The 13950-nt window shown below is 55.7% G+C and carries 10 protein-coding genes and 1 pseudogene; 6 read left to right on the top strand and 5 right to left on the bottom strand.

The features are described from left to right. Positions 1–141 precede the first annotated feature (141 nt). The 6 genes from AYK82_RS12015 (at position 142) to AYK82_RS11990 (ending at position 5909) form a co-directional block, all read left to right on the top strand. Positions 142–1587 carry a M48 family metalloprotease gene (locus AYK82_RS12015; RefSeq protein WP_082733901.1) on the top strand — a complete coding sequence of 482 codons (1446 nt, stop codon included), beginning with the start codon at positions 142–144 and terminating at the stop codon, positions 1585–1587. 72 nt (positions 1588–1659) lie between these two features. Then, the gene (locus AYK82_RS12010) at positions 1660–2418 is read left to right on the top strand and encodes a DsbA family protein (RefSeq protein ID WP_208976486.1); all 759 of its coding nucleotides are present in this window, start codon (positions 1660–1662) and stop codon (positions 2416–2418) included. A gap of 346 nt (positions 2419–2764) precedes the next feature. Then, entirely contained in the window at positions 2765–3220 is a 456-nt protein-coding gene (gene accB, locus AYK82_RS12005) for an acetyl-CoA carboxylase biotin carboxyl carrier protein (RefSeq protein WP_068316067.1), read from the top strand. Positions 3221–3234: 14 nt separating this feature from the next. Further along, on the top strand, positions 3235–4590 hold the full coding sequence (gene accC / locus AYK82_RS12000; RefSeq protein ID WP_068316065.1) for an acetyl-CoA carboxylase biotin carboxylase subunit: 1356 nt from the start codon (positions 3235–3237) through the stop codon (positions 4588–4590). 11 nt (positions 4591–4601) lie between these two features. Then, positions 4602–5270, top strand: a complete 669-nt coding sequence (gene aat / locus AYK82_RS11995) for a leucyl/phenylalanyl-tRNA--protein transferase (RefSeq protein WP_068316062.1) — start codon at positions 4602–4604, stop codon at positions 5268–5270. A gap of 177 nt (positions 5271–5447) precedes the next feature. Then, on the top strand, positions 5448–5909 hold the full coding sequence (locus AYK82_RS11990) for a hypothetical protein (protein WP_068316060.1): 462 nt from the start codon (positions 5448–5450) through the stop codon (positions 5907–5909). Positions 5910–5968: 59 nt separating this feature from the next. Here AYK82_RS11990 and AYK82_RS11985 read toward each other — a convergent pair whose 3' ends face one another. From AYK82_RS11985 to AYK82_RS11965, 5 genes and pseudogenes are all read right to left on the bottom strand, one after another. Next, positions 5969–7171, bottom strand: coding sequence for an efflux RND transporter periplasmic adaptor subunit (locus AYK82_RS11985; protein WP_068316058.1), 1203 nt, complete (start codon positions 7169–7171; stop codon positions 5969–5971). A gap of 6 nt (positions 7172–7177) precedes the next feature. Next, a complete protein-coding gene (locus AYK82_RS11980; protein WP_208976485.1) occupies positions 7178–9541 on the bottom strand; it encodes an ABC transporter permease in 2364 nt (787 codons plus the stop codon). Continuing rightward, complete coding sequence (locus AYK82_RS11975) at positions 9538–10245, bottom strand: ABC transporter ATP-binding protein (protein ID WP_068316053.1); 708 nt, start codon at positions 10243–10245, stop codon at positions 9538–9540. Before AYK82_RS11975 ends, AYK82_RS11980 begins: the two co-directional genes overlap by 4 nt. 253 nt (positions 10246–10498) lie before the next feature. Continuing rightward, positions 10499–10918, bottom strand: a pseudogene (locus tag AYK82_RS11970) (DUF2155 domain-containing protein); the annotation flags it as partial. 152 nt (positions 10919–11070) lie between these two features. After that, on the bottom strand, positions 11071–13905 hold the full coding sequence (locus AYK82_RS11965) for a valine--tRNA ligase (RefSeq protein WP_068316045.1): 2835 nt from the start codon (positions 13903–13905) through the stop codon (positions 11071–11073). Positions 13906–13950: the final 45 nt, after the last annotated feature.

The raw sequence follows: 13950 nt of genomic DNA, 5'->3' as shown, positions 1-13950 counted from the left end.
CCGATTTGACGAAGCATCTGGAAAACCATAAATCCCCCGCCAAATTCCCGCCCCCTTTTGTTATTAAGGAAGCGGCGAATAGTATCTGCTATTGTCAGGGTTTATTGCTTGTTTTTACTCAAGACCACAAGAGGCTTGTCGATGCCTGTATTTTCCAAGTGCCGTCATACCATTAAGGTATACTTTGAACAGCGCCAGCGCACTGCTGCGCCGAAGCCGGAAAAAACACGCCTCAAATCCGTCACAGCCACGTTTACTGCTGCCATATTAGCCGCACAAACTCTTATTGCCCCGCTCGCCAGCGCCCAAGGCAAACTGCCGCTGGTCCGCGATGTTGAAACGGAAAACTTGCTCCGGCAATACGCCAAGCCAATCTTCCGCGCCGCAGGCCTACCTGCGGGCCAAGTTGAAATTATCCTCGTCAACGACAAAAGCTTCAATGCATTCGTACCGGATTCCCGCCGCATGTTCATCAACCTCGGCGTTATTCTGGATGCAAAAACCCCAGGCGAGGTCATCGGCGTTCTTGCACACGAAACCGGCCACATTGCAGGCAATCACTTGGTTCGCATGCGTCAGGCCGCGGCCAATGCGCAAATCATCTCCGTTGTTGGCATGATTCTCGGCGCTGGCGCCGCTGCTGCCGGAGCCGCAGCAGGCAGTGGTGGTACCACCCAAGGCGGCGCGGCTGCCGCCATGAGCTCAAGCGCCATCGGCCAGCGCTCATTCCTCGCCTACAAACGCACCGAAGAGGCTTCTGCCGACCAAGCCGCCCTGCGCTATCTGGAGCGCACCAAACAGAGCCCGAAGGGCATGCTCAAAACCTTCGAGGAGATGGCCGATCAGGCGTTGTTCTCCGCCCGTTATGTGGACCCCTACGCCCTCTCCCACCCCATGCCGCGGGAGCGCTACAATGCGCTGAAAACCAAAGCGCAGCGTTCTAAATACTTTAATATCCCGGCCCCTAAGGCTCTGCAGTTTAAGCATGAAATGGTTCGCGCCAAACTTTACGCTTTCACCAACCATCCAAGCACTGTGCTCAAGGCCTATCCGCCAAAGAACAAGAGCCTGCCCGCGCAGTACGCCCGCGCCGTGGCGTCCATGCAGCGCGACGGCGTTAGAAAATCCGTTCCGAAGATTGATGCGCTCATTCGCAAAATGCCGGGAAATCCGTATTTCTATGAGCTCAAGGGCCAAGCCCTGCTGGAAGGTGGCAAGCCGAAACAAGCCGTCGCGCCCTTCCGCAAGGCCCTGCAGTATCTGCCGGGCGACCCGCAATTAGAGGTTTGGTTGGGATACGCTATGGTGGCTTCCAATGATAAATCATTACTGCCCCAAGCAAAATCTGTCCTGCAAAAAGCCCTTCGAAAAGACCCCAACTCCGCCACCGGCTATGCACAATTGGCGATCGCTGCCGGCCGTATGGGCGACACAGCAACCGCAGACCTTGCCACCGCCCGTTCGCTGTTAAACCGCGGCGACATTCGCGGGGCACAGCGCTACGCGAAGCGCGCCAAAAAGAAACTCAAAACCGGCACGCCAGCATGGCAAATGGCAGATGATATCCTAACGATCCGCGCAAACTAACACTTACACCGAAGTTGGCTTTCGCCAGCCTTTCATATTTGGCCAAGCACAAAGGCCAGAGGGAGAAAACCAGTGACCTCATTTAAAACCTGCCTAGCCGTCTCAGCCTTGATGCTTGGCGCAACGGCATACCAACCGGCGCTTGCGCAGGAAATGGATCGCACCGCAGTTGAAAACATCATCAAAGAATACTTGGTATCCAACCCGGAAGTAGTCGAAGCGGCATTGCTAGAGCTGGAAAAACGCCGCATCGCTAAGGAAGAGGATGAAAAGCGTCTCGCCTTGGAAGAGGTCGCAGATATCCTTTACGATTCGCCCAATCAGGTCGTCCTTGGAAATCCTGAAGGCGATGTAACGCTGGTTGAGTTTTTCGACTACAATTGCGGCTACTGCCGCCGTTCTCTGGCCGACATGCTGCGCCTTGCCGAGGCGGACAAAAACCTACGCATCGTCCTCAAAGAGTTCCCGGTGCTAGGCCAGCCCTCCATGGAGGCGGCACAGGTCGCAATCGCCGTGAACGATGTGGCACCAGAGCTTTATCAGGATTTCCACGTAGCGCTGATGAGTGCAAAAGGCCGCGCCAACAAACAATCCGCGCTAAAAGCCGCTAAGGATCTGGGCATCGATCAGGACAAGCTGCAAGAAGCTCTTGCCTCCTCCGCCATTCGCGACACCTTGAGCGAAGTTTTCACCATCGCGGAAAAGCTGTCGCTCACTGGCACCCCGTCTTACGTGGTTGGCGGCAAGGATCTGACCTCAGATGTTTCCATCGGCGCAGTTGGCTTTGACCGGCTTTCTGAGCAAATCAATGCAGCGCGTGCCAGCAAATAGGGCGCGACAAAACTATAAACGCAGCGCAATGCTGGCAAAACACCACCTTTTACCCTGAAAATGAGGGTGCAAGACTGGCCAAAGCGGGGTTTGCCCTTTCCCTTACCCCGCTTCACTCTTATAACTAGCCCAATTATCGATCGGTCAATGGGAAACACCTTGAGATTCTCGCAGCCAACAGGAAAAACAACCTTGGCAGTTCTTGAATTTTAAATGCGTGTGACACCAACTATGTCCGAAACAATCCGTCGATGGATTGAACAACAAGTTTACCTGAACGAGGGGACATCCCTCAAAAACCTAAAAGAAGGCCGTATAAGAGGCCTCCTAACGGGACAAAGACACAATGAGCAAAAAAGCATCTTTTGATCAGGAGCTGATCCGTCAACTGGCAGACCTGCTGGACGAAACCAATCTCTCCGAGATTGAAGTCGAGCAGAACGACCTGCGCATCCGCGTTGCCCGCCAGATTTCTGTTGAAGCCCGCGCTGTTTCTGCCGCACCTGTTGCTGCACCGGCCCCGGCTGCTGCTGTCGAAGTTGCCGTCTCTGCTAATGCTGCAAACCATCCCGGCGCTCTGACCTCTCCAATGGTTGGCACCGCTTATCTGGCACCAGAGCCAGGCGCACGCAACTTTGTAGAAGTGGGCGACACTGTCCGCGAAGGCGACACTGTTCTCATCGTCGAGGCGATGAAAACCATGAACCAGATCCCGGCGACTAAGTCTGGCCGCGTCACCGCAGTTCTGGTTGAAGACGGCCAGCCGGTCGAGTTCGGCGAGCCTCTGGTCATCATCGAATAATCGGGGGCACTTGCATGTTCTCCAAAATCCTTATCGCGAACCGCGGCGAAATTGCCCTACGCATTTTGCGCGCCTGTCGCGAGCTTGGTATTCCCACAGTGGCTGTGCACTCCACCGCCGATGAGAATGCCATGCACGTCCGCCTTGCGGATGAAAGTGTGTGCATCGGGCCGCCTGTGGCCCGTGACAGCTACCTGAATATCCCGCAGATCCTCGCTGCCTGTGAAATCACCGGCGCCGATGCGGTGCATCCCGGCTACGGTTTTCTTTCCGAAAACGCCCGCTTTGCAGAGATTCTTGAGGCACACGGCATCACCTTCATTGGCCCAACCTCTGATCACATCCGCATCATGGGTGACAAGATTCAGGCCAAAACCACCGCTGAACAGCTGGGCATCCCGGTTGTGCCGGGCTCAGACGGCGGTATCACGCCAGAAGACGATGTGCACGCCATTGCCGACCATATCGGCTATCCGGTGCTGGTAAAAGCGGCTGCCGGTGGCGGTGGTCGCGGCATGAAGGTCGCGCAGACCAAGGCAGATCTGGACACCGCTATTTCCACCGCCCGCGCTGAGGCCAAAGCCGCCTTTGGTGATGATGCGCTTTATATGGAAAAGTATCTAGGCAAGCCGCGCCACATCGAGGTGCAGGTTCTGGGTGATGGCCAAGGCAACGCGATCCACCTTGGTGAACGCGATTGCTCCTTGCAGCGTCGTCACCAGAAGGTCTTCGAGGAATGCCCATCCCCGGCCCTCAACGATGCACAGCGCAAAAACATTGGCGAAATCTGCGCCGATGCCATGCGCAAGTTGAAGTACCGCGGAGCTGGCACCATCGAGTTCCTCTATGAAAACGGCGAGTTCTATTTCATCGAAATGAACACCCGTTTGCAGGTGGAGCACCCGGTTACTGAGATGGTCACCGGCATTGATCTGGTGAACGAGCAGATTCGCATCGCCTCAGGCGCTACCCTTGGCATCGATCAGCAAGATGTGACTTTTGAAGGCCATGCCATCGAATGCCGCATCAATGCGGAAAATGCGGCCACGTTCGCCCCATCTCCAGGCACAATCACCCACTACCACCCACCGGGCGGTTTGGGCGTACGTGTGGATTCGGGCGTTTATCAAGGCTACAAAATCCCGCCGCATTACGACAGCCTAATCGGCAAGTTGATTGTGCATGGTCGCACCCGTGTGGAATGCATGATGCGTCTGCGCCGCTGTCTGGCGGAATTCGTGGTTGATGGTATTGATACCACCATCCCGCTCTTCACCAAACTGGTGGACAATCAAGACATCGCAAATGGTGCCTACGACATCCACTGGCTGGAGAAGTTCCTCGCTGAAGAAAGCCAAAAAGAGCAGTAGTCTGCAATTCTATGGCTAACGACAGCGACACGCCAGTTGAAATTACGCCGCAGCTTTTGCTGCAAGCCTATGCCTGCGGCGTATTTCCCATGGCCGAGAGCGCCGGTTCCACCGAGCTCTTCTGGCTCCAGCCGCAAATGCGCGGTGTCCTCCCACTCGATCGCCTGCACATTCCCCGCCGCCTTGCCCGCACAATTCGCGGTGATCACTTTGAAGTGCGCGCCTCCACCGATTTTTCAAGTGTCATCAATGCTTGTGCCGCGCCGCGCGCAGATGCAACGGACACTTGGATCAATCCGCAAATCAAACAGCTCTACACCGCTTTGTTTGAGAGCGGCTGCGCACATACGATCGAAGTGTACCAGCAAGGGAATTTGGTTGGCGGCCTGTACGGCGTCGCACTGGGCGGCGCATTCTTTGGCGAAAGCATGTTCTCCCGCGCCCGCGATGCATCCAAAGTGGCCCTTGTCCACCTCGTCGCCCGCTTGCGCTATGGCGGCTACGTCTTGCTCGACACCCAGTTTCAAACTGATCATCTCGCGCAATTCGGCACAACCGAGATTCCAAGCGCCGATTATGAAATCCAGCTGGAGCGTGCCCTTCCACTAGAGGCAGATTTCTTCGCCCTACCGCAAGCCAGCACTGGCGCTGATGTCTTGCGCTACGCGACAGATAGGTGAAAAAAGTTCTTCCAAACGCCTCTTGATATTGTCATGTAAGCGCTTAACTATGATCTGCAAGGCGCGTTGCAAATAACCACCCCATCACCGGCAAAATAGCCAAGCGCCGCCTGCACCAACAACAGGAATTTTTCGGCCCTGCCGCACCCGTATTAAAGCTTTGGGGAAGCTATGACTATGTCAGGAACTCTCGCAGAATCGGCCACAAGCAAGCCGTTGAACAATGGCGTGGCACCTTCTCCAGAAGAGATCATCGCTGCCTACAGTTTTCGCAGTCCACGTCGCTCAGGTATACGCAAGTGGTTTATCTTTTTTCTTGTTCTTTACCTGTATTTCCTTGCCCGCAGTGCTGCCCATATGGGCATCAACCTGCTTTATAAATATACCAGTGACCACTATGCCGAATTGGCAGCGGCAGGAGAGCTGGAGGCCGACGACTGGTATTGGTTGATGCAATATGTTGCCGAGCATGGCAGTATTTTCGGACCTTCCCATCAATGGGTTGACCCGAATTTCTTCTTCACGCTGCACTACTTGCCCTATGACAATCCGGTGTTCCATGTTGGATCATGGCTACTTGCAGGGGTCATCCTGCTCGTGCTGCTGCACTGGACCAGACCGGCCAAGGCACAGGATTAGCATCCGCCACAGCGACAGGCGAAGTCAATCCACTCCGCCTATTGCCCATAACCCTGTGATTACTTGTCTTTCACAAGCGGCGCCACGGCTACCCCGTCGGCCAGCTTATCGCTTGGGAACAGAATGACCCGCTCCCCCTTTTGCAAGCCTTCTAGCACTTGCGCTGCATCCTTATTCTGCTTGCCGACAGACAGCAGCCGCAGCCGGGCACTACCCTCTTCGTTCACATAGGCCGCCCAACTGTCTTCATAGCGAAACAAGGCGCTCATCGGCACTTGAACCACATCATCCGCAGACCAGACATCGATGTGCGCCCGCACCTCATAGCCATGCCCAAGTCGCGCATCCGGAGCAACGAGGTCCAACACCACATTGACCCGCTGTTCTTCTATGCCTAGGGCAGAAACCTTGGTAAACCCGGCAGGCTCGACCCGTCGCACCACGGCAGATAGCGGCGGCCCGCCCCATGCGCTAAGCGTCGCCTTGGCGCCCTGCCTCACCTGCACCGCATCAAGCGACAGCAAATCGACAACCACCTCTAACCGATCTGGGTCCCCGACTTCCACCAGCAACGCTCCGGCAGGCACGCTTTGTTCGCTTTCAACTGCCAACTTCAGCACCGCGCCGTTGATAGGTGAAATCATCGGAAATCCAAGTTCCGCTGCTCTTTCCGGATCCACATAGCCCTTAGGCTCGATCAAATCCGCCTCGGCGCTGTCCAGCTCGCTGTGCCGCAGCGCCACAGTTGCCTGAGCCCGCACGATCTCAGCTTCTTTCAAGTCCACATCAACACTGGCCCGTTCCAGCTGTGCATCGGAAATTGTCGCCGAGCGCGCCAGCTTCTTGGCCCGCTCCAGATCATTACGGGCAAGCTTGGCAGCGGACCGCGCCGCATCCAACGCTGCCTCGGACACTTGTAGATTCGCCTGTGCCATCAACACCCGCGCATCTGCTTTGGCCTTATCGCGCACATCCATGAACGGAGGATCCTGCGGCATAATGCGCACGATCACAGTTTCCCCGGCAATGGTTACGTCCCCGACATCCAGAAGAGACCGCGACACGCGCCCAGCAACCGGGCTAAAAATACGGTAGACTTCCTGCACACGGGTTTGGCCATCCCCTTCAATAGAGAGGCTCAAGGGCCCTTGCGACACCAACGCCTCTTCCACCAACACCGGCTGCGGCTGTATAGCCCAGACAAATGCGGTCAGCGCAACAGCGGCCACACCGCCGCCAATCAACTTGCCTTTACTCACCATTGGGGCCTACTCCCTCGCTTTCAGCGTTGCAATTAAATCAAGACGGGCCACCCGACGCCAAATTACACCGCCACACAGCAATGAACTGGCGATAATCACAAGGGCGGCATATGCATATGCATCGGCGTTCACCACCAACGGCAGCGCAAACAAATCACTTTCGATCCCTTTGACCACCATGGCTGCAAAACCAAAGCCAAGCAGCCAACCAAGCGGTAGCGAGAGCACCACAATCACGCCCATTTCCACCAGCATAACTTGAAACACTTCGGCACTGCTAAAACCCAGAACGCGTAAACTGGCCAATTCCCGGCCACGTTCCGAAAGCTGAATACGAAACGAATTGTAAACAACCCCGAACGCGACAATCATCGCCACCAGAAAATACGCGGAAATCATCGTTCCCATGTTTTGGTCCATATTGGCACGAAACTTCCTGCGGGATAGGCTTTGCAGGGCAATGCCGCCAAGCCCCGGTGTTTGCTTGATCTCGCTATAAAGGGCATCAAGCGCCAAAGGGTCAGCCATCACGGCAACATCGTTGAGCCGCTCCCCCTCGCCCACTGCGCGGTGCAAGGCATCAAGACGCATAACACCGGCTATTCCCACAAAACTTGAGGAAACACCCGCGACGCGCAACTCTCTTGTTCTGCCTCCAAAGCGCGTGAACGCAACTTCCACCAGTTGACCGGGGACAACACCCAAAAACCCCGCAAGCCGGGTCGGCAGGATCAGTCCAGCCGCCGGCAGCGCCATCGGCAACTTATCAACCCCAAGCGTACGCGAGAGCTGCGCACCAAGGGGTTTGCCAGTAATCGAACCGCGTTTGACCTTGCCATTTGCCCGATAAACCACAGGCTCGTTACGATAGGCCTCAACCTTGCGCACTGCTGGCAAACGCGCAATTTCGTGCAAAACGTCACCGCGCTGATCCTCCACCAATTGGAGCCGTGCATCGGCCCGCTCCGCCCGGTAGAGCGCAAGCTCAACCATGTAGTCAAGCGAACCAACCATACTCAGCGCCGTTACCGCTAGCGATGCAGCAAAGGCAATGCCCACCATAGTCATGGCAGCTCGCACCGGATGATGGAGCAAATGGCGTAGCCCCATAACGGACAGCTTCGACAGTCCGCCCTGCTTCGCTCGCAGCGACAACACACCGCGAAACCGCTCGGGCACCGGCGCGCGCATCGCCACCGCTGGCGGCAGTTGCGCTGCCTTGAAGATGGCTCGCCCTGCCCCTGCCAGCGCTGCACCACTGCAAACACCAATGGCCAGCACGTAAAGATCGGGAGATTGCTTGAACACCAAAAACGGGAAAGAAAAATACGCGCTGTACATCTGCGTCAGTCCGCGGCCTACCCAGTTTCCCGCCACGCTTCCCAGCAGGCTTCCCAGCAGCGCAATTGCCAGCACCAGCTTGGCATAGTGGCCAGCGACCTGCCACGAGGTATAGCCACAGGCCTTTAACAGGCCAATTTGCTCGCGCTCCAACGCAATCATGCGCGACAAGATCATGTTTACCAAATATGCCGCCACCAACAGGAACACCGGCGGCAAAATACGCGCCATCCCCTCAAGTTGTGTCAGTTCTGAATCGAGAAACGCATGCGATGTTTGGTCTGTGCGCCCGAATGCGCCCGTACCGCCGTAATCGCGCAGCAACAAATCCACTTGCCGCATAACGCAAGGCACACAGGCACCGCGGCTAAGTCGGATAGCCGCGTCGTTAAATGCACCTTCAAGATCTACAAGCCCCTCCAGCGCATGGTGCGAAAGAAACAGAACACCAAACCGCCGCGCATCAGGCACCAAGTCACTAGGGCCAATGGCATAGATAAACTCCGGTGACAGCACAAGGCCGGTCACCTCCAATGTAACCCGCCGGCCATGAATAATCGCGGAAAAATGGTCCCCCATGCGCAGCCCATGCGCGACAGCAAAACGATGATCAATCGCCACTTCGTTGGTACTGTGTGCCTGTGGCAAGCGCCCCTCGCGCACATACAACTTGTTGACGCTCGCATCCGCACCGGCAGGCAAAGACACCGCAACCCCAGACGCAGGCTCGCTCATCCCTTCCATTTCCAGAATAGCGCCGGTGGATATGCGCCCCTCTACCGCCGCAACTCCTGCGATTTCGCGCATCTGCGGCAACAACACGTTGGGCGCCCGAACCACTTTGGCAAACACATCGGCAAAACGATATTGATCGTAATAAACCAGCTGCGTTTCCCGCAGTGAACGATAAGAGCCAGAGGCCATCAGCAAGGTCATCACCCCACACGCCATAACCAGCCCGATCGCCAAGACTTGCGGCCACAGACGCCGTAGATCGCGCAACACTTTTTTATCAAGCGCGCCGATCACCACGTCACCTCGCCAGCCTGCTTTGGTGCCTTATTAATCTCAGCCGACCCCACCTGCCCGTCTTTAAAGGTAAAAACCCGGTTCGCCAGCTCTCGGATACTTGCGTTATGCGTTATCACCACAGTCGTTGTGCCAAGTTCACGGTTGGTGCGCTGCAACGCCTCAAGCACTAACGCGCCCGTTCGCGAATCCAGCGCCCCTGTGGGTTCGTCACACAAGAGCACTTGTGGTCGCTTGGCAATGGCCCGGGCGATCGCCACCCGCTGCTGCTCACCTCCAGACATCTCGGCGGGAAAATGCCGCGCCCGCTTCTCTAGCCCGACCAGCGCAAGTGCTTCCGCCGGATCCATCGGCTCCTTAGAAATCTCCGTCACCAAAGCCACATTCTCGTAGGCATTCAGGCTTGGAATAAGATTGTAGAACTGAAAAACAAAGCCGACCCGTTCTCGTCTATACCGCGTCAACTGCCGCTCGCTATACCCGGCGATCTCAGCGCCATCAAAACACACCGAACCAGCAGAGGGTGTGTCCAGCCCCCCAAGAATGTTCAAAAAGGTAGATTTACCAGATCCTGATGGCCCCAGCAGTACAGTCAACTCGCCGCTAAACAGCTCCAGCGACACACCGCGCAGCGCATGCACCTCAACATTGTTGCTGGTGTATGTCTTCGTTAGGTCTTGTGTTTGAAAAAGCGCATGCGCCATCTAAGCTTAAGCCTCCACACCACAATTCAGTGTATTTCTGGCATTATAGCTTATACTTCCTCATCAGCGCTTAGGTATTCATACCTATTACAGTACTAATGAGACTAACAAAACATCAAACTTAATAAATGCATACAGAATACGACTAAGGTTTTCGCTGCGGAATACCAACTAAACCACTGGAGACAAAGTCGTCTCCGGCCAATCCGTCATATGCAGGGCGGTCTTCTACTTGAGGCCCTTCATAGTTTGCGGGCACCGGTGCGGATGAATACCCGCGACAATCCACAAGCCAAATATCATAGACAGGATGTTCAACCCCATGCACACCGGGGTTGGAGGCAAACATCCAGCCGGTAAAGATTCGCTGAACCCGCTTGTCCTTCATCAACTCATCAACTTCGATAAAGGTAGTGCTCTGCGCCTTCTCTGTCCGTGGCCGCGAATAACACACCCGCGGCGTTACCTGTAGCGCGCCAAACTGCACAGTCTCGCCCAGATAGACGTCAAACTCGGTGATGCGGCCAGTTATTTTATCAAGACCGCTAAAATGGGCCACGCCATTTTCTTGTCGGGCAGCCTCTGCCGCCCCTGCCATGACAACAGCAATCGAAAGCCCACCTAGAGCCAGCGCAGCCCCGCGCTGCAAACGTGTCATCACTGCTTTAAGCATCATCAAGGTCCTCAAACACCTTTTAAACCTAGGTCAATACCTATCTAAATGCAGAAAATGAGGGCAATCCCATGGCACAGCTTAAAATTGCCAGCAAAATCAACAATAAACAAAAGGCGCAGGCTCTTTAGCCCGCGCCCTCCCGTTGTTTGTTAGCCAAGTGCCGCAAGGCGTGCCTGCGCCTCGCCCACCTTGATCTTGCGCTCTTGCAGCTCACCAAGGCGAACGCGTTCAGCTGCAACCACATCCGCGGGCGCCTTTCTTACAAAGCCTGGATTATCGAGCTTCTTGGAGAGCTTCATCAACTCCGCGTCAATCTTGCCAAGCTCTTTTTCAAGACGTGCTTTTTCAGCACCAAGATCAATGACACCAGCAAGCGGCAGGCAAACAGTCGCCTCACCCACCACAATCTGGGCCGAGCCCTGCGGGGTTTCATCTGCCAAGGCAATGCTTTCAGCGCGGGCATTCTTTAAAATAGCCCCTTCATGCAGCTTGAGCCGGGTAGCAGTCTCGTCGTTAGCGCCAGTCAGTACCACCGGAATTTTCGCACCCGCCGGTACATTCATTTCCGAGCGAACCGAACGGATCTGGCTGATAAGCTCGATGAGCCAGTTGATCTCGGAAGCTGCCGCTTCATCTTCGCCCACCGGCTGAGGCCACTCAGATAGCACCAGCATATTTTCGCGGCTCTCGCGCCCCTCAACAGTGCGCGCCCACAACTCCTCGGTGATGAACGGCATAAACGGATGCAGCAACTTCAGAATTTCATCGCGCACATACGCGGCTGTCGCTCTGGTTTCCGCCTTGGCATCCTCGTCCTCGCCGTTGAAGATCGGCTTGGCCAGCTCGATGTACCAGTCGCAGAACGTATTCCAGACAAAGCGATAAGCTGCCCCGGCCGCATCATTAAAGCGGTAGGTATCAATCGCTTCTGAAACCTCACGCACCGCGCGGCTCAGCTCTGTCACAATCCAGCGGTTAAGCGTTTGCTTCACCAGTCCGGCATCAAAACCTGCCACCGGATGACACTCGTTCATCTCCGCAAAACGGCAAACATTCCAAAGCTTGGTCGCAAAGTTACGATAGCCACCCACGCGGCTTTTTGCCAATTTAATATCACGGCCCTGCGCCGCCATCGCAATCAGGGTGAAACGTAGCGCATCCGCGCCAAACTCGTCCACCAGCTCCAGCGGGTCAATCACATTGCCCTTGGATTTGGACATCTTGGCGCCGTGCTCATCGCGCACCAACGCGTGAATGTACACCGTGTCAAACGGCTCGGTTTTCATATAGTGCTTGCCCATCATCATCATCCGGGCGACCCAGAAGAAGATAATATCGAAGCCGGTCACCAACACAGAAGTTGGGTAATATCGGGCAAGTTCCGGTGTTTTCTCCGGCCATCCAAGCGTGGAAAACGGCCACAACGCCGAAGAGAACCACGTATCAAGCACATCTTCATCACGGAAAAGCGCAATTTCGCCGTCGCTTGGGCGCTCATGCTCGGCCCGCGCTGCTTCCTGCTCCAATACCTTGGCAGGCTTGCCATAATGGGCAGCAGCTGCAGCCAGCGCTTCTTCTTCGCTCTTTTCGACAAACACCTGACCATCAGGCCCGTACCATGCCGGGATGCGATGCCCCCACCACAGCTGCCGGGAAACACACCATGGCTGGATGTTTTCCATCCATTCAAAATAGGTTTTTTCCCAGTTCTGCGGCACGAACTTGGTACGCCCTTCGCGCACCGCTTCAATCGCCGGAATGGCCATGGTCTTGGCATCCACATACCACTGATCGGTCAGCATCGGCTCAATCGGCACGCCGCCGCGGTCACCATAGGGAACCATATGCGGATGATCAACAACCTCGTGCAACAGGCCACGTGCGTCCAGCATGGCAACAATCTGTTTACGCGCCGCAAAGCGCTCCACGCCCTCCAGCGTTTCAATGCAGATCTTCAGCTCGGCGCTTTCCTCAATACCTTCGAGGAATTCTTCATTGTCTGCCAGCACGATCTTCGCTTCACGGTCCATGACCGAAATCATGCGCAAGTCGTGGCGCTTGCCAATATCAAAATCGTTAAAGTCATGCGCCGGGGTAACCTTCATCGCCCCAGTGCCGGTGTCCATTTCAACGTAATCATCCGCAATAATCGGGATACGTCGGCCCACCAGCGGCAGCACAATCTCTTTGCCAACCAGATCCTTAAAGCGTTCATCATCCGGATGTACGATAACCGCCGTATCGCCCAGCATGGTTTCAGGTCGTGTTGTCGCAATCACGATATAGTCGCGCCGCTCAAATTCGGTGGCCTTGCCATCCTCGTCGAACGCAATCGGAAACTCGTAGGAAACACCATCCGCAAGCGGATAGCGGAAGTGCCACATGTGGCCCTTGGTGTCCTTCTGCTCAACTTCCAGATCGGAAATCGCGGTAAGCAGCTTTGGATCCCAGTTAACCAGCCGCTTGTCCTTGTAGATCAAGCCTTCCTTGTGCAAGGTGACGAAGACCTCGAGCACCGCTTTGGAAAGCCCCTCATCCATGGTGAATCGCTCGCGCGACCAGTCGCAAGATGTGCCAAGGCGCTTCAGCTGGTTGAAGATCATCCCACCAGACTCGCCCTTCCACTTCCAGACGCGCTCGACAAAAGCTTCGCGGCCCATATCACGGCGGGTCACATTGGAACCATCCGCCGCCATTTGCCGCTCAACCACCATCTGCGTCGCAATACCGGCATGGTCCATGCCCGGCTGCCACAACACATCGCGGCCCTTCATACGCTGGTAGCGCACCATCAAATCCTGTAGGGTATTATTCAGAGCGTGGCCCATGTGCAGCGAGCCTGTCACATTGGGCGGCGGTATCACGATCGAGAAGGTCGCCGCGCCGTCTTTAGCACCAGCTCCGGCTTTAAAAGCCCCTGCTTCTTCCCAGGATTCGTAGATCCGCGGCTCAATGTTTGCCGCCTCATAGGTCTTGTCCAACATACCTCAGGTCATCCAATTGTAACTGTGTATCTCTGCAAATTTTAA

Origin of the sequence: Polycladidibacter hongkongensis, from assembly GCF_001561995.1 — a bacterium.
Lineage (GTDB): Bacteria > Pseudomonadota > Alphaproteobacteria > Rhizobiales > Stappiaceae > Pseudovibrio > Pseudovibrio hongkongensis.
The sequence above is the reverse complement of the archived record's forward strand: the minus strand, read 5'-3'. Positions and strand labels throughout refer to the sequence as shown.